Annotated in this window: 14 protein-coding genes; 6 read left to right on the plus strand and 8 right to left on the minus strand. The window is 50.5% G+C overall.

All coding sequences use genetic code 11. The annotated features are described in order from the left end of the window. The first annotated feature begins 18 nt into the window (after positions 1-18). Complete coding sequence (locus GK091_RS03945) at positions 19-1098, plus strand: AAA family ATPase (RefSeq protein WP_164040546.1); 1080 nt, start codon at positions 19-21, stop codon at positions 1096-1098. Positions 1099-1109: 11 nt separating this feature from the next. Here GK091_RS03945 and GK091_RS03950 read toward each other — a convergent pair whose 3' ends face one another. Together GK091_RS03950 and GK091_RS03955 are read right to left on the minus strand one after the other, a co-directional pair. Further along, the gene (locus GK091_RS03950) at positions 1110-1619 is read right to left on the minus strand and encodes a low affinity iron permease family protein (RefSeq protein WP_164035309.1); all 510 of its coding nucleotides are present in this window, start codon (positions 1617-1619) and stop codon (positions 1110-1112) included. Positions 1620-1788: 169 nt separating this feature from the next. Beyond that, complete coding sequence (locus GK091_RS03955) at positions 1789-3195, minus strand: thioredoxin fold domain-containing protein (RefSeq protein ID WP_164035310.1); 1407 nt, start codon at positions 3193-3195, stop codon at positions 1789-1791. Positions 3196-3524: 329 nt separating this feature from the next. On the opposite strand from GK091_RS03955, the gene GK091_RS03960 reads away from it, so the two are divergent. The 3 genes from GK091_RS03960 to GK091_RS03970 all read left to right on the plus strand — a co-directional run bounded on the left by GK091_RS03960 (position 3525) and on the right by GK091_RS03970 (position 7456). Next, positions 3525-5384, plus strand: a complete 1860-nt coding sequence (locus GK091_RS03960) for an ABC transporter ATP-binding protein (protein ID WP_164035311.1) — start codon at positions 3525-3527, stop codon at positions 5382-5384. Positions 5385-5464: 80 nt separating this feature from the next. Further along, positions 5465-6073 (plus strand): hypothetical protein, encoded by a 609-nt coding sequence (locus tag GK091_RS03965; RefSeq protein WP_164035312.1) that lies wholly within the window; start codon positions 5465-5467, stop codon positions 6071-6073. A gap of 99 nt (positions 6074-6172) precedes the next feature. Beyond that, positions 6173-7456: an OmpA family protein gene (locus tag GK091_RS03970; protein ID WP_164035313.1), complete on the plus strand. Its 1284-nt coding sequence runs from the start codon at positions 6173-6175 to the stop codon at positions 7454-7456. A gap of 100 nt (positions 7457-7556) precedes the next feature. Here the strand turns inward: GK091_RS03970 and GK091_RS03975 are convergent, their stop codons facing one another. Beyond that, positions 7557-8948: a Gfo/Idh/MocA family protein gene (locus tag GK091_RS03975; RefSeq protein ID WP_164035314.1), complete on the minus strand. Its 1392-nt coding sequence runs from the start codon at positions 8946-8948 to the stop codon at positions 7557-7559. 60 nt (positions 8949-9008) lie between these two features. Between GK091_RS03975 and GK091_RS03980 the strand changes: the two genes are divergently transcribed. After that, complete coding sequence (locus GK091_RS03980) at positions 9009-9692, plus strand: DUF3267 domain-containing protein (protein ID WP_164035315.1); 684 nt, start codon at positions 9009-9011, stop codon at positions 9690-9692. A 93-nt stretch (positions 9693-9785) separates the two neighbouring features. On the opposite strand, the gene GK091_RS03985 is transcribed toward GK091_RS03980, so the two are convergent. Beyond that, complete coding sequence (locus GK091_RS03985; RefSeq protein WP_164035316.1) at positions 9786-10547, minus strand: NIPSNAP family protein; 762 nt, start codon at positions 10545-10547, stop codon at positions 9786-9788. Between the two features lie 153 nt (positions 10548-10700). Between GK091_RS03985 and GK091_RS03990 the strand changes: the two genes are divergently transcribed. Next, a complete protein-coding gene (locus GK091_RS03990) occupies positions 10701-11663 on the plus strand; it encodes an alpha-E domain-containing protein (RefSeq protein WP_164035317.1) in 963 nt (320 codons plus the stop codon). Positions 11664-11832: 169 nt separating this feature from the next. On the opposite strand, the gene GK091_RS03995 is transcribed toward GK091_RS03990, so the two are convergent. The 4 genes from GK091_RS03995 to GK091_RS04010 all read right to left on the minus strand — a co-directional run bounded on the left by GK091_RS03995 (position 11833) and on the right by GK091_RS04010 (position 17411). Further along, positions 11833-12603: a hypothetical protein gene (locus GK091_RS03995; RefSeq protein ID WP_164035318.1), complete on the minus strand. Its 771-nt coding sequence runs from the start codon at positions 12601-12603 to the stop codon at positions 11833-11835. 154 nt (positions 12604-12757) lie between these two features. Next, positions 12758-14773, minus strand: a complete 2016-nt coding sequence (glgB, locus tag GK091_RS04000; RefSeq protein WP_164035319.1) for a 1,4-alpha-glucan branching protein GlgB — start codon at positions 14771-14773, stop codon at positions 12758-12760. Positions 14774-14823: 50 nt separating this feature from the next. Then, positions 14824-15684: an SDR family NAD(P)-dependent oxidoreductase gene (locus GK091_RS04005; RefSeq protein ID WP_164035320.1), complete on the minus strand. Its 861-nt coding sequence runs from the start codon at positions 15682-15684 to the stop codon at positions 14824-14826. A 32-nt stretch (positions 15685-15716) separates the two neighbouring features. Continuing rightward, the gene (locus GK091_RS04010; protein ID WP_164035321.1) at positions 15717-17411 is read right to left on the minus strand and encodes a putative maltokinase; all 1695 of its coding nucleotides are present in this window, start codon (positions 17409-17411) and stop codon (positions 15717-15719) included. Between the last annotated feature and the right edge of the window lie 326 nt (positions 17412-17737).

Below are 17737 nucleotides of genomic sequence, written 5' to 3' on the forward strand. Positions count from 1 at the left end.
GAGTTTTCCAAAGCCGAGATGTTCCGCTACCTGACGGCCGATAGTCGTATGACCAGTCAACAAACGATTCAGAATTTGTACATCCCCAGCGATCTTGACCGTGAGTTTCCGATGGCTCCGCACTTTGTGCAGGCATTTGGCAGCTACCCGAACTATCTGCATTTCAACGACGATTTCAAGCCGTCGGCACGGGCGCTATTGGATGAACGGGGCTTTAACCAGATCAATCTGTCTACCCGTGTTACCGATGATGGGTGGCATACGATAGAGCGTATCTATCAGCATAGCGATGGCGTTGTGTTGAAAGCGGAGTTTGTCGGCGAACGCTTCTTTCGATTGTACGGATTCTACCGCGATGAAGTAGCTGCCCGGAATTTGCTTCAGGGGTTTCAGGATCATAAATACGTTCACGAAGAAAATCAGACGCATATTTATCTGATCCAAAGTGGATTAGGTGGGTTGCATACGGAGCGTGTCGAAATTCTGCCGCCCGATATCAATCTCGACTTACACTATAACGAAGATTTTCTGCCCGTTCATGAGCGGTTAGTAACGCTGTTGGGTCAGCCCAAAAGCAAGGGGCTGATTTTGCTTCACGGAGAACCCGGAACCGGCAAGACGACATACATCAAACATCTGAGTTCGCTGGTCAAAAAGGATATGCTCATTTTGCCGCCTTACATGACCAATTACCTGACTTCGCCGGAGATCATTCCGTTTCTGCTGGATAATAAAGATTCGGTGCTGATCATCGAAGATGCCGAGCGCATTCTTCAATCGCGCGAAGCTGGTGGTGACACAAACAGTGTGTCAAACATTCTGAATCTGACCGATGGGCTACTGGCCGATTGTATGCACATTCAGGTAATTGCGACCTTCAATGCCAGTAAGCATCTTCTCGACAAAGCCCTGCTGCGAAAAGGACGACTGATGGTCGATTATGCGTTCGGTAAACTGGCCGCCGACAAAGCCAATGAACTCCTTGCAAATCTGGGGATGGACTACCGAACCCGGGAGCCGATGACGCTGGCTGACATCTTCAACATGGAGGATCAGACCGTTTCGGGGGAGCGGCAGGAAGTTAAAATGGGCTTCTGATTGTTAGCAGGTTAGGCTTTTATCTTCTGTTTTTTAATGGCTTTTTCCTTCTTCCGGACTTCCCGGCGCTGTTCCAGTTCTTCCACTTTATCTTCGTGAATTTCTTCGGCTTCTTCGATCGAATGCGATTCGGAGAGAGTCGCTTCGGCTTTGGCACGGTCGGCCAGTCGCCCGAAGAACTCGTGTAAGGCATGAAGCTCTGCTTCGGTCAGATCTTCGACATTAAGCAGTCGATTACTGGCTTTCCGATTTACCGCGATCAACTCGTTCAGCTTGATCTGCATGGCAAGCGAATCTTTATTCTGCGATTTCTGAATCAGAAAAACCATCAAAAACGTGATGATGGTCGTGCCTGTATTGATTACCAGCTGCCACGTATCGGAATAGCCAAAAATGGGTCCGGTAATGAGCCAGATAATAACAGTCAGTAAAGCCAGCAAAAAGGCAGTTGACGAACCAGTAGCTCGAGTGGCCTTCGACGCGAATTTTTCGAAGAAGTTAGTGAATCGATTCGTTTCCATGCGACAAGATACTAAAGCACAACTGATTATATACGTAAACAGAATACGCGTTGCTTTGTGATATTAAATCATTTTAATGTATAATTAAGCGCAAACTGGATTGACCGGGCACGTTATCAATCGCTGGCTTGGGACAGATCGCGTGCGGAAGATGCGCTGCTTCAGTTCGCTACTGGCGTTGCATCTCTGCCAATTCCTTCTCGTAACGCCTTGTATTCCAGTCAGCTTTTCCCGCTTCACGAATCGCTTCTTCCTGTGCCGTAATAGCATCATCGGTACGGCCAATCTTTTTAAGCAAAAGTGCGTATCCGTTTAGGTAACGATGAGTGCGGTACAAGTCTATCGATCGTGCTATCCAGGCCAGTGCCAGAGTCCAGTCGGTTGAGGTTGATCCCAACTGACGGTATGTATCCGCTATTTCAGAGAGTGTGTAAGCGACCTTCCAGGAGGCAATATGTTGGGTTTGTCGCTCGCTTTCCGGCGTACTGGTCAGCTGCTTTTTGAGCGAATCAGGGACAAAGGCCATCATCGGTTTGATCTGCACCGCCAGCGATGAATCCTTTTTATGCAAGTCGGTAACTGATTGACTCATCAATTGCTGAGCGATCGGCTCCGCGATTGCCCGGTATTTCGCAAAGTTTGCGGTTTGTTTGTAAAACGTTAGCCGATAGTCATTGGCTGCTTCCTGCTTCTGTACATCCTTATGGATCACGAACGGATTCCCGGACGCTGCATTCCGTTCGCTATTGATAATGAATTTTTCCAACAGAGCCTCATCGCTGGCGGCACATGCCTGCTTAAAATCATTGGCCAGTACCCGGTAAAGCGCGTTGTAGACAATACTGGCCAGTGCCTGTTGGGCTGGATCGGAGGAAAGCGGTGAGGGTCGATTTTTAAGCAGGTAGTCGAATGCTTTCGTGTTCGCCGATTGAATGGCCCCGGCCACCAGCGCGCGCGTGTCATCGGCCGGACGTTCCGCTTCCGGTAGCGCGTCGAGGTAAGCGTCCAGCGCATCACTCGTAGACTGGTTGGCTACCTGCCGTGCCAGTACATACTTTTTTAGAAAGGTTGGGTCGCGCCGACCATCAACGTAGTCTTTGTCGCCTTTGATAATGGTTTCCCGAATTCGGGGCATTGCCAGCATCTGATCGGCCTGAGCGAGCATGCCCTTGATGCCGCCGTAGCCGACCAGCTTATTCAGTAAATCACCATTAGGGGCAATGTAGAGCGCCGTTGGGTAACTTGTCACATTATACTGTTTAGCCAGCGTAAAGCCCTCGCCCTTCTCAGCGTCGATTTGGTAATTGATAAAATGCACATTGAATTTGGCCCCGATCGCTGGATTAGGGAATGCTTCTCTGGCCATTCGCTTGCAGGGCGGACACCAGGTCGTGTAGACATCGAGAAACACAGGTTTATTCTGACGTTTGGCTTCGGCCAATACATCTTTCCAGGAGCCCTTGAAAAAGCGAATACCAGATGGGCCATCACCGGGAAATGCAGCACTCCAGACCCTGGTGTCGGGGGCTATGAGTAGGGTGAGGCACAGAATCAGTCGTGAAAAGCGCAATTTCATAGAGTATAAAGGTGATGATTGGCAGTATCAGTTGCGGAAGTGTATTCGATACGCCAAATCTCCAAGATATGGCGTATCGAATACACTTCCGCAACTGATATCGACCACGGCGGATAGGTTCCAGGAAACGAAGCTACAGCGAAAGAACCGACTGACAAGACTTCCGACGAAGAATCCGGTGAGTTTAGCCCGTTGTACCGACCCGGTAGTACAATCAATCATGAAGCCACAAAGGTTAATAGGCTGCATCCGATCACGAACGTATTCGGGAAGTTTCGGGCGACCGGTTTCGATGAACTAATCCACAGCTGCACTTGTCTCTTGTGTATATGGGAAAACGAGTAACTCCACAAGCTAACACTACTGATACTAAGGAACAAATAAGCTGGCGCGAACGCTTCGCTGCCCTCGGAAATTTACCCGCTTTTTTCCGCCTGGTGTGGGAAGTTTCCCCCGCTTTATTTCTGGGAAATGCGGGGCTGCGTCTGATTCGGGCGGCCATTCCAGCGGCAACGCTGTACGTTGGCAAACTCATTATTGACCACATCGTTGCGCTGAACAAACAGGCCGCTGGCTCATCGACTGACGATATACACTACTTATGGTGGCTGGTGGCGGCCGAGTTTGGGCTAGCCATTGTATCGACGGCGCTGGGGCGGGCCGTTGCGTTACTGGATGGCTTACTGGGCGATTTGTTCGCCAATCGAATATCCATCCGGCTGATGGAACACGCGGCTACGCTCGATCTGGAACAATTTGAAGATGCAACATTCTACGATAAACTTGAACGCGCCCGGCGGCAAACCTCGGGTCGAACGGTGTTGTTATCCGGCGTATTCGGTCAGGTGCAGGAGCTGATTTCGGTCGCTTTTCTGGCGGCTGGTCTGGCGGTCTACAACCCTTGGCTGCTCCTGCTGATTCTGGTGGCCGTGACGCCGTCGTTCATTGGCGATAATTACTTCAACCAGCGCAGTTATTCACTGTCGCGTTCGTGGACACCCGAACGGCGCGAACTTGACTACCTGCGCTACATCGGTGCGAGCGATGAAACCGCTAAAGAGGTGAAGATCTTTGGTCTGTCCGGGTTTCTGATTGACCGATTCAGGAGCTTATCGTGGGAATATTTTACTAAAAATCGCTCACTGGCCATTAGTCGGGCGGGGTGGGGCGTGGTGCTCACGGCGCTCGGTACGGCGGGTTACTACGGTGCTTACGTCTGGATCGTGATGCGGGCCGTTACGGGTCAGATTTCGCTGGGGGATTTGACCTTTCTGGCGGGTTCGTTCCGTCAGGTACGTGGTTCGCTGGAAGGCATTCTGCTTCAATTCAGCAGTCTGACCCAGGAAGCGATCTATCTACAGGACCTGTTCGACTATTTCGCTATTCAGCCTACGATTCATTCGCCCGGCACGTCGCGTCCTTTTCCGAATCCGATTCGTGAAGGTTTCGTCTTCGAAAATGTCGGCTTCAAGTACACGAACTTGGAGCGATGGGCTTTGCGTAATCTGTCATTCACCCTGCATGTAGGCGAAAAACTGGCACTTGTGGGCGAGAATGGGGCGGGTAAAACGACGCTCGTCAAGTTGCTGGCCCGGCTTTACGATCCGGCTGAAGGGCGCATTCTGCTCGATGGTCATGACCTTCGCGAGTACGATCTGATGGCGCTTCGGCGGAATATCGGCGTTATTTTTCAGGATTATACGCGGTTCAAAATGTCGGCGGGTGTTAACATTGCCGTTGGCGATATTGACGAACGGACCAATCAACCACAGATCGAAACCTCCGCGCAACGGAGTCTGGCCGACACGGTCATTGCTAAGCTTGCGGATGGGTATGATCAACAGTTGGGACGATCGTTCAACAAAGGGGTCGAACTGTCGGGGGGCGAATGGCAAAAGATCGCACTCGGTCGGGCTTACATGCGCGACGCGCAGCTGGTCATCCTCGACGAACCGACGGCGGCTCTCGACGCTCGTGCTGAGTATGAGGTATTTCAGCGATTCAATAAATTGACCGAAGGGCATTCGTCCGTCATTATATCGCACCGGTTCAGCACCGTCCGTATGGCTGACCGGATTTTGGTGCTTGAAAACGGAACGCTGCTCGAAATTGGCAGCCACTACGAACTTTTAGAAAAAGATGGGCGGTACGCTGAATTATTTGGTCTACAGGCAAGAGGCTATCAGTAGCTACGCGCATTCTTGGTGTTTATAACGACAGTACGTAATGAACAACACGATCAATTAATGGCCCTAACTACCAATAACGTATGAAAATTGCCGCTCTTTTCCTTGCGTCCTACAGTCTGACCGCGGTGGTATTCGCGCAAACTCCCGTTGTGCCATCGCCCGAGGTGCAGATTAAAACCGCTGTACTCGCTGCCCCAACCGATAAACGGGATGGCGCAACTGTTTACGGTTATTCACCCAAAAATGAGTTTGTCGTGCTTCGGAAGGGGACTAATGAGCTGGTTTGCCTGGCCGATGATCCGGCCCAGAAAGGGTTGAACGTGTCGTGCTATCACCGTGATCTTGATCCCTTCATGGAGCGAGGCCGAATCCTGAAAAAAGAGGGTAAAAAACCTGCCGAAATTCTGGCTATGCGCGAGCAGGAAGTCAAGAGCAAAAAGTTGCTGATGCCGACTAATCCCTCGTCGTTGTTCTCTTACACGGCCAAGGAGGAAGACTACAATGCGGCTACGGGTGATGTAAAAGACGGTTATCTGCGCTACGTCGTTTATATTCCCTACGCTACTGCCGAAAGCACGGGGTTGCCCACAAAACCAGAGGCACCCGGTATGCCCTGGATTATGGACCCCGGTACGCACCGGGCGCATATTATGATTAACCCACCCGTTTCGACTACGGCTCACCATTAGTTTGTCTTGGTAATCAGGTGGTTAGTGTCGATTTGCAGCTGAGTCGATAAACAGTAGATGATGACGATACGGTTTAGATACCGATGGCTGAATTGGCTGATGCTAGGGCTGGTCTTATTCAGTAGCGATAGCTACGGGCAGTACGATTCTGGACAAAAAACCGCTACTTCAGCACTGTTAACGGTAACGATCCGACTCGTTGACTCAGAGACGAATGAGCCGGTGTCTGCCGGAAAGTTGACTATAACCGATGCGCAAAGTCAACAGATGCTTACGCCTGTAATCGATAGTTTAGACCAACGGTTTACTCTTTCGGTGGCTGCCGGTACAGCATTGGATTTTTTGGCAGCGGCCCCTGGTTACGTGTCTACCCGAGCCCACCTTTCTAGCCTGAACGCTCCGCGCCAGATTACCCTGAAACTGCTAAGGCTGAAACCTAGCGTCTTGACCATCAAGGTATTTTCAATGACGATCAGGCAGCCTCTCACATCGGCGGTAGTCGTTATTACCTCACGAATTACGGGAAAGTCGGAACGATTTGATCTGCCTTCGGGTCGGCTTGAGCAAATGTTTGCCGTACCCGATGAGCTTGCTATTCAGATCAGTGCCGCTGGCTACACCTCCGTAACGCGCCATCTTACAATTGATGTGCCGCCATCGGGGAAACTATATGAGCTGGATACTCAACTGGATAAACTGATGCTTGGCCTGACCGTTCGCGTGGTCGATAATCAGACGGGTAAGTCGATTTCAGCTGTCCAAATGACACTGACCGGCAAAAACGGTACACCTACTGTTCCGCTTAAAACTGATCCGGCAACGGGGCTATCTACCGCCGATGTACCCGGTAGGGGTACATACCAATTGATGGCTACCGCGGCAGGATACGAAAACTTTTCGCGGTCTTTACTCTTGGAAAAAGAACAGAATGATATGTTGGTGACGCTAATTGCCAAACCAGCTGTTGTCGATACCAAATCAGCCGCTGTGTCTGAAACGATTGCCCGGTCGGTGGCGACAAAACCGTTTGGCGTTATTGAAAAGGGAAAAACGATTCGGCTCAACAAGATCTATTTTGATCAGAGCAGCCCGGTTCTGCGACCAGCCTCTTACGCTGAACTTGACCAGCTTGTCGGCGTTTTAGTCCAAAGTCCATCACTACGTATCGAAATACGAGGGTATACCGACAACCAGGGGGATTTCGATCTGAATACGAAACTATCCCGCGACCGTTGCCAGGCCGTTATTGAGTATTTGATTGCTAAAGGAGTTCACAAAAGTCGCCTGAAAGCCATCGGTCGTGGACCGCTCGACCCCGTGGCACCAAACAACAACGAAGACAATCGCCGGAAAAATCGCCGGGTGGAGTTTGTGGCGTTCTAAACCAGGATTTCGCCGATTCCAGGATTATCAGGATGTTCGCTTTACACAAACGCTTATTTGATAACCCTGGAATCGACCCGGACAGAGTCAACGCATACGGCTAGGCTTGCTTTGGCTCAGGGCCCCGGAACGCATCTTTTTTCTCAATCGTAGCGAGTTTCACCGGACGCCCTTCCCTTGCTGACTGATAGATAGCCTCCATAATTTTCTGATCCTGAAGCCCTTCTTCGCCTGGCGTAAACGGGGCTTTATTTTCCAGAACACATTCCGAAAAGTGGTCCATTTCGCTGGCAAAGTGGTTTATTTCGCCGATTTTGTGCTGAATAACCTGATTTTCTTTGCCTTGTGCCTGACTGGTTTCCAGTTGTAAGCCTTTGTAGGGAAAAGCCGGGTCCATTTTGATCCAGCCGGTATCGGCCAGCACCTTGTAGTTCTTATCGTCGTGGTGGCCGTAGCTGGTCGCGCAGCTGGTTTGAACGCCACTCGGAAATTTCATGAGCCAGTTGACTTGCTCTTCTACTTCCTTGAAACGAGGATCACCGGGCGTGCTATGTACGTAACCAACCACTTCGTTAGGCTCTTCACCCAAAATATATCGGATTGTATTCAGGCAATATAAGCCAACGTCGGGTAGCGAACCCCCGCCAGCCAGTGCCTTATTAAACCGCCAGTGTTTCGGATTATCGGAGTTTTGACCGTTGTTGGCCATAATCGACTTCACTTTTCCGAACTTCTCTTCCTTGATCATCTCGCGTACCATCCGATTGTGGGGTTCGTATTGAATCCGGTACGCGATCATTAGTTTACGGTCCGCTTTTTTGCAGGCATCGATCATGGCCTGGCATTCCTGAACCGTGTTGGCCATCGGCTTTTCGCAGAGAATATGCTTACCTGCCTGTGCTCCCCGGATCGTGTATTCGGCGTGCATTCCGTTGGGCAGCACGATATAAATGACCTGTACCTCCTTGTTGTCGCGTAATTTGTCGTAGTCCGCGTAGCTGTAGCAGCTCTCCTTCTTTACGCCATACTGAGCCGCCACTTTCTGCATTTTCTCGGGACTACCGCTCACGAGTGCGACAACTTTGGATTTTTTGCTCATACTCAACGCCGGTAAAATTTCGTCGAGCGTCAAGTGACCCAAACCCACCAGCGCATAGCCAACGCGCTGATCGGGTGACAATGGCGTTGGAGTCGGTGCTTCCTGCTGTTCTGTTTTCGCCTTAATTTGTTCTAGTTCAATTGGCTTGGTCGAATCGGCGGGTACTTCGGCAGGTGGAGAAAGGGCCGGCAGTTTCGGAACCGGGCCGCTGGGCGTACTGGCTACTTCGGGTGCTGATGCTGTTGTTTCCGGTTTCTTGTCGCATCCAATAAGTGAACTTCCTACAGCACCAACGACCAGTCCACGGCTGGCCGTTTTCAGAAATTGCTGACGCGATACGGCCGATGATGGAGATTGATCAAGTAAGCTAAACAAATTATCAATCGATTTCATAACGTTGTAGTTTTGTTCAGTCAACCCCCTCAATGCCGCTTTGTTACGAAAAGTAAGCCAATGCCTATACTGCGTCCCACGGTTGAGCAACTCCATCAGTCTGGTCACTATGAGTTGATTGAGTCCTTTTCAATTGACGAAATGAATCAGTTTCTGCTCCGCGAATTAGGCATGAAGCCTACCTCCGCCCAGCAGCCTCGGAAGCGTACCTGGAAAAGCTGGCTTGCCCTGATCGGTATTGGATTTCTTGGCGGCCTGGTGGGCTATTTGATCAGTGCTTCATCAGCTAACTGGCTAGTAAAAGGGCTGAGCATTGTAGGGCAGATTGGGGTGGGGGGCGTCGCGTTTTTCCTCGTGTTGCCGCTTCATGAGTTCATTCACGGACTGGCATTCAAGCGCGTTGGCGCCCCCACGGTACGCTACGGAGGATCACTGAAAAACGGGATGGTGTATGCCTACAGTCAATTGTTTCCGGCTACGATGGGTGAGGTCGCTTTCGTAGCGGTCATGCCTTTTCTGGTAATTACCACGATGGGCGTGGTCGGACTTATTCTCTGGCCGTTTTATGCGGTTTCCTTTATCGTCTTACTGCTGATTCACACAGCGGGTTGCATCGGCGATTTTGTCTTGATTAGGTATTATCTTAAAAATCGGCACCGTACCATTTACACCTATGACGATGTTGATGTCGAACGTCGATCGTACTTTTTTGCTGAAATCCGAACTATGGTTTATGGGATTTGACGGACCGACTGTGATTTATTTATTAGTAGCTTTCTTCGAAAGCAAAAACAAAATCATGGTCGGTCCGTCAAATCCATAAATCAAGGTTCAGTTTTATTTAATCGGTGAATAATCCGTTGGGTTCATGTAGACGGATTCAACCTTTGTCGTCAGGGAACCATCTTTTTCCGACGCTTCTTTCACCTTCACCCAGTTTGGATCTTTACGGAATTCATCGAAGTGCGCTTTACCTTCGGCTTCGCTGGGGTGCGCCAGAATATAGACCAGCTTAGGCTGACCACCCTCTTTCTCCTGCGTAACCCAGTAGCCGATATGCGTCATACCGTGTTTGCTGAACAGCTTTATCGTATGGTCGCGGAAGCGTGAAAGCAGAGCATCCAACTTGCCGGGCGCTGGCGTGTAGGTCCGCAGTTCGAACGTCCGTTCCGGCGATTTTGTACCGGTTTTTACCTTGGGCGAAATGTCTGATTCGGTCATGAAAATCTGATCAACATGATCGACCAGCTTACCATTCGCTTCGGTCTTCGCCACAACGGCTTTCCATTCCGGATCGCTGCCGAAGGCTTTCCAGGACGCATCGCGGGCTTCACGGCTGGGGTAAGCCAGAATGTAGATCAATTCTTTGCGGGAAGTGTCGGTCGGCGTCCAGTAGCCGATATTTTCCATACCGTGTTTCTCGAAAATCTTTGTCGTGTACTGACGAAAGCGATCAACGATTTCGGCGTATTTGCCGGGTGTCGGGTGGTAAATTCTGACCTCGTAAAACTTGGAACTGGGTTTTCCGGGGTTGGCAGTAGCCATCAGTGCTGTGCTGACCAGTAAGCCAAAGGTGAGCAGCGAATAAAGTTTATACATCGTGTTAAGCAAAGGAAATAGCCGGTTATAAGTTACTCAATTTTACCGCAATTTCTTTGCAAAAAAAGCAGACTGGTGCGTATAGGCTTGTAAAACAGTGATGAAGTTCTATTTTTGTTGGTCACCCTCCGTGATAACCCAATTCTTTTACTTATGCTGAGCCGCGTTGCTAACTCTGTTTACTGGATGCATCGCTACATCGAACGGGCCGAAAACTATGCCCGTTTTATGAGCGTTAATTTCAATCTGGCCCTTGATTTGCCGCCTAACGTGAATCAGCAATGGGAACCGCTGCTCATCGCTACGGCCGATAACACGCTGTTTGCCAAGTTCTACAAAGAACCGACGCGTGAGAACGTCATTCAGTTCATGACCTTCGACAAGCGTAATCCAAACTCCATTGTTGCATGTTTGAGCTACGCCCGCGAGAATGCCCGGACAATCCGCGAAGTGATCTCGAAGGAAATGTGGGAGCACCTGAACCAATTCTACCTGCGCGTGCGCGAAACATCGCCCAAACAGCAGTGGGGTGAAGTGCAGACGCAAAACTTTTTCACGGACATTCGCAACGATACGCAGCTCTTTTACGGCATCATCGACGCGACGATTACCCGAAATGAAGCCTGGCATTTTGGCCGATTAGGCCGTTTTCTGGAACGTGCCGACAAAACATCCCGTTTTCTGGATGTAAAATACTTTACCCTGCTTCCCGAAGTGGAAGCCGTAGGGTCGACGCTCGATCTGATGATTTGGTCGGCTGTGCTCAAATCGGTGAGTGCTTATAACATGCACCGTCAGCAATACCGTTCGCTGACACCATCCAGCATTGTCGAGTTTCTTATTCTAGACAAGATGTTTCCCCGGGCCGTTGCGCACTGCATTCGGCAGGCTGAATTATCGCTCTACGAGATTTCGGGCAATCACATCACAAATGGCTTTGGCAACTCGGCGGAGCGAACGCTTTCTAAACTGCGTGCCGAAATTGAGTTTACCGAAACGGCCGACATCTTCAAAACGGGCTTGCACCAGTATCTTGATAGTTTTCAGACGCGTACGAATGAAATCGGAACGACGATTTTCGAAACCTATTTCGATCTGAAACCTATAGAAGTTTAGTCCGGTCAATTTCGTGTCTACCGCGATTGGTGCTGGTAAAGAATAATAGCTGTTAAGCTAAGTCATGCGGATGCTTGTAGCGCGGGTGAAAATCCGCGACTTTTCAGTCAATTATCGCGGGTTTCCACCCGCGTTACAAGCGTCCGTATTACGCCAACACTACCTGGATTCAATACATGATCGGGAACGAGATCGCAATATAAGCTAGTCCGGCCCGGTTCCTGAAACGGTCATTATCAGCAACAACGTTACGATTATTCGCGGTGATTTCGGTTGTCAGCCATTGATAGCCAACCTTGGCCGCAAAGCGCTGACTGATCCGAACACGAGCATATAGCTCTGTCGATAGGGTGCCGATGTTGTTATCGCCCAGCAAGCGTACGTTAAAAAAGCCGGGTCGAACCCGCTGAAACGTGTTTGCTCCCTGAAAATACAGCGTTGAATCGGCGCCTGTGGGTGTCGTCAGCGTATATTGTCCATCCGATGATCGGTAACGGCCTGTTCTCGATTTGCCGAAGGTAAAGCCTAGAAGGTCGGCACTGGCTCCCAGTTCAACAATGCCTAGATTGACCTGTGCCCGAACGCCAACGTTTACGGAGGTCATGGTTACGTAATCAAGACGAACGGTATCGATATTTGGGATGATCAGTGGACCAGACAACGCGTTAAAGCCACTTTTTCCACGGGTCAGCCGGGCGGGAGCGGTATAGTAATTTAGATTATCCCCGTAAAAAGCGCCTAAACGCAGCGTCCAGCCAAATGAAAATAGTTTGCGCTCACCGACATTGATGAGCTGGTAATACGTGAGAGAGGGATTGTAGTTGTTTTTAGAGTAACCCATTCCCAAATCAAACCCACTGCTTAAACGGGCTGCGACCGGCGACTGAGCGAAACTATGAATGGAGGACAGAATGAATAGCGCAACAATGATTTTCTTCATGCAAACGAATCAGGATGTTCGAGTCGGCAAAGATAGGGTATGAGCCGGGATTACACTGATTTAAGGATTAATCTGATTTTGTAGCCTTATTCAGTGGCTGAAAATCAGACTAATCCTTAAAAAACAGTATAAAATTATAAAGTTAGTGGCTCGCTCAGCCGATCTTCAACACGGTTGCACCGAGGGGAGGTACGTTTAGTCTGATCGATTGCGAGCGCCCATGCCAGCTTACATCTTCGCTCTGGACAGGTGACGAGTTGGTTACGCCACTCCCATAATAATCGGTGGAGTCGCTATTGAAAACTTCATGGTATGCACCTGCTGCTGGTACGCCAATACGATAGTCGGAACGGGGTATCGGCGTCATGTTGAGCACGATCAATAAGGTATCGCTCGGGTTGTTCCCGTTGCGGCAGTAGGTGATGATGCTGTTTTCGCGATCCGACGTGTCGATCCACTCAAAACCGTCGGCTGTATAACTACGCTCATACATAGCCGGTTCGTTTCTGTACAGGTGGTTGAGCGCTTTAACACAGGCGGCCATGCCTTTGTGGGGTGCGTAATCCAATAAATGCCAGTCGAGGCTGCTATCAAATTTCCACTCCGACGTCTGGCCAAATTCACCGCCCATAAACAGCAGCTTGCTACCGGAGTGCGTGAACATATACGAGAACAAAAGCCGAAGATTGGCGAACCGCTGCCATTCATCGCCCGGCATTTTACCGACCAGCGACTGTTTGCCGTACACAACTTCATCGTGCGAAAGGGGCAGCATGAAGTTCTCGGTGAAGGCGTATACCGTACTGAACGTCAGATTGTCCTGATGGAACTTGCGGAACGCCGGATCACGCTCGAAATACCGGAGCGTGTCGTTCATCCAGCCCATCATCCACTTCATCCCGAACCCGAGGCCACCGGTATAAACGGGCCGCGATACGCCCGGAAAGGCCGTCGATTCTTCCGCAATGGTCTGGGTGTCCGGAAAATTCTCGTAGATCGCTTCGTTAATTTCTTTGAATAAGGAAATTGCATCCAGATTTTCCCGGCCACCAAATTCGTTTGGTTCCCACTCACCAGCGTTCCGGGAGTAGTCGAGATACAGCATCGACGCGACCGCATCGACCCGTAGCCCATCGGCGTGACAACGGTCTAGCCAGAACAGCGCGTTGGAGAGCAGAAACGATCTGACTTCGGGACGACCGTAGTTGAAAATATAGCTTTTCCAGTCGGGGTGATAGCCTTTGCGGGGATCGGGGTGTTCATAGAGGTGCGACCCGTCAAATTCGTAGAGGCCGTGTGCATCGCCGGGGAAGTGGGAGGGAACCCAGTCCAGAATGACGCCGATACCCGCCTGGTGCAGTCGCTCGACCAGCCGCATAAACTCCTGCGGTGTGCCGAAGCGGCTGCTGGGTGCGTAATATCCCGTGATCTGATACCCCCACGAGGGCGCGTATGGATACTGCATAACGGGCATGAACTCGACGTGCGTGAAGCCCATGTCCTGTAAGTAAGGCACAAGCGCATCGCCAATCTCGCCGTAGCTTAACTCCCGTTCAGGTTCAGAAGGGTCACGTCGCCAGGAAGCGAGATGCATCTCATAGACCGAATAAGGCGCATTGAGCGCATTTTTCGCCTTCCGGTTGGTCATCCAGTCCTGATCCTGCCATTCGTAGTAGGTGTCCCGGATCACTGAAGCTGTTTTGGGCGGAACTTCCCACAGGTGAGCATACGGGTCGCCTTTTTCGACTTCGCGACCGTTCTGATTAACGATAAAATACTTGTACGTTTCTCCGTTGCCGATGTTGGGAATGAACGCTTCCCAGATTCCCGACGAATCCCAACGGACGTTCAACGGTTGACTACCTTTGTCCCAGCCGTTGAAATTGCCGATCACGGAAACGTACTTGGCCGAAGGAGCCCATACCGCAAAATAGGTGCCGGTAACGCCATTGTAGTCAACGACGTGCGAACCAAATTTTTCGTAGAGCTTCTGGTGTTTTCCAGCCCGGAATAAATAAATATCAAATTCAGTAAAGCGAGAATACGTAGCCGGAACGTCCGATTGGGTTGGTTCACTGCTGCTTTCTAAGGCTTGGGTAGGCTGTACTGGCTGTTCGGTTTCAGCCGGTGCGGGTGTAGACGGTGACGTCGTGGTTTTGCGTTTTGCCATTGGTTAGTACTGGTATAGCTACGTTGTTGAACGCGATCAGGACCGGAAAGTTAGAAAATTTCCTTACCGTTGTTAGTAAACATGTTTACAATCTGTTTGCGCATCATTTTTACATAGCTACTGGGGAACAGTCTGGTAAGGCGCTCGATCATGCGGGCGTCGGCCCCAATCAAAATGCGGGCTTTGTTTTTGTTGATGCCCTGCCAGATTTGACGGGCGGCTTCTGCCGAAGTAGTTCGGGCCACTTTTTCAAAACTGGTAACGCTTTGTTGGTGAATTGCGTCGGTTACCGGACTGTTTTTGCCGATGCGGGCGTTGAGCGCAATGTTGGTTTTAATGCCACCCGGATGAACACAGGTAACGCCAATTGCTGTGTCGAGCAGTTCCATTCGCAAGGCGTCACTAAACCCCCGGACACCAAATTTAGCGGTGCAATAAGCAGACTGATGCATAACCCCCGCCAGGCCGAACACGCTGGATAGATTGACAATATGACTGGCCGGCCCACCCGCGCGATCCTGCGCAAGCATATACGGGAGAAAAGCCTTCGTCATCCGAATAACCCCCCACAGATTAATGCTCAACAGCCACTCGAAGTCGGTCAGGTCAGTTTCCGCGAAAGGTCCGCTGCCCAGCGCTACGCCCGCGTTGTTGATCAGGATCAGGCGTCGGTTTTTCAGCGTTGGTATCGTTTGTTCAGAAAAAGCCTTGATCGCGTCAGCATCAGCGACATCCAGGCGAACGGTTGTCATGTCGCCCGATGCCGCTTCGCGCGTTTCCGTCAAACCTGCTTCGTTGATGTCTGTCGCAATAACGCTGGCACCGCTGGCCACTGCCTGAATCGCCAGTTGACGACCAATTCCTGAACCGGCACCCGTGATGATGACAACGCTGTGGGAGAAGATGTCCATGAGAAAAGTAGCGGATCGTCTGGCTACTACAACTACACCGCTTTCGATTGTAACAAACCCGTTTGCAACAGGGGAATATCCGGCGAAGCAGGCCCGTCGCTCAAACGAATTTTCTCGATCTCCCGGATCACATCAATTATACCCCGAAGCGGAATCTTAACCCAGGAAGGCCGGTAGCTGATTTCGTAGCCCAGTTCATACACCGCCTTTTCGAGCAGATAAATCAACAGCAGAAAGTTAATCTCGTTGTTGTTTTTGAACAGGGGATGGGGCGCACCGAAAACATCCAGATACGCATGCATAAACGTATCGCGGATGAGGTAAAACCACCGGTCGGATACACGCTGTAAATGGTCTGGATCAAGCTCATCCGTTTCGGCTGAATTGAAAAGCTTGGCCGAAACGGCGTAGTGGTAAGAACGAATCATACCGGCCACATCCTTGAGCGGTGAGTGCTTTATCTTTCGATCAGCAATGCTGCTTTCCGGCTCGCCTTCAAAGTCGATGATGACAAAATCATTGGCTGTTGCCAGCACTTGCCCCAGATGATAATCCCCGTGAATACGGATACGTAATGAGTCAATAGATCGGTTCCGGAAGTCGTTGATAAAGGATTCGATCATCTCCCTGGCTTCCATAAACACCCAGGCCAGCCGCTGAGCCTGTGGATCGAGCTTGGTGTAGTTGTCGATCAGTAAGGCATACCGACGTTCGAGCAGGTCCTGTAAGCGGGTGATCAAAAACTCCCGGTAGTCATCGGTAAACGATTCGGGCGCAAAGTCCGGGTTAACGGCTGCACCGGGACGGTTAGGTTTATAGAGCGCACAATGTAGCTCGCCCGTTCGTTTACCCAGCAGCTCGACCTTATCGAAAACGTCTTCCCGAATGGCAAACAGTCGCTGCGGCACCGCATACAGAAAGTCGTTGAGGTAGTCGCCCGTCTGCATCCAGGAATCTTTGTCGTTCTCCACCATCCGCTGCACCATCCCCAGCGTAATCTCGGAATGATCCGACGAACCGGACGTATCGGGTTGGGTTCGTTGCCAGACGATACTGCCCCCAAAAGCCGGTATATGACTAAAGTTGCTTTCGTCGGTCAGAAAGGCCACCATGTCTACTTCCGGATTGGTTTCACGGAAAAGTTTACGGTAGAGCTTTAAGAAATATTTTTCGCCGAACGTCATGGCCGAGTTGCTCGAATCGACAGGCAGCACCCGCGAACTTAGTTTATCGTCCCCTTCGTCTAATCCTTTACCACGGTGAAATGTCAGCTGGCCATCAGATTGCGGCAGTACCTGGTTGCTGTAGATATTCGTGAACAGCGCCTGCCGAAACCGCTCGTCGTAAATAGCGTCGATTAAAACACCCGACACCTGACCGATCACGGCCTCACCAATACGTCCCTTTTCAGGAACATCGGCCAGCTGAAAACTTGTTGAGACAGAATCTGTGATGAACGACAATGGCAACAGGTAATGCTCGGGAATGCCATCAGCGTACGTCGCTTCCAGAATCAAAAGGTACGCCACATCGCCGTCGGACAAGGCAATGGTATGAATCGTCTGTACTGAAAGGCCGGTTTGCTGCCGGGCCTTACCGGCAAACCATCGGCAGGTATTTACGTAAGTAGGTAATACGGTTTGAGCCAGATCTGCCCAGAATTCAGTGTTGGATACACTAACATTCCAGGACGAAGGCGACGTTATGGGAGGAATAGTCGGTGTCATGAATGAGTAGGGCTGTCTGCTAGCCAGCTGGTTAATTTGTGTAAATACGGAATGCGGTTGAGAAACAGCAAACTGAGCTGGTAACTACTCAACTAGTACGCTTATGACTTCGCCACAAAGCTCACTACATTAACCTGAGAGATGTCGTTCCGGTCAAAAATTGCTTGACCATACAACAAAAAACAACTGTCGATGTTGTCGGACAGGCCAACTAATTGAGATTTCCGCTACAGGCCGAGTGTGGCTGTTTGCCAATGCAATGTAGCTGTTCTGAGGGTACAAATGCTATCGAAAAGGGAGCGATCGACTGGCCAATACCACAAAAG

It is taken from the genome of Spirosoma agri (assembly GCF_010747415.1).
Taxonomy (GTDB): domain Bacteria; phylum Bacteroidota; class Bacteroidia; order Cytophagales; family Spirosomataceae; genus Spirosoma; species Spirosoma agri.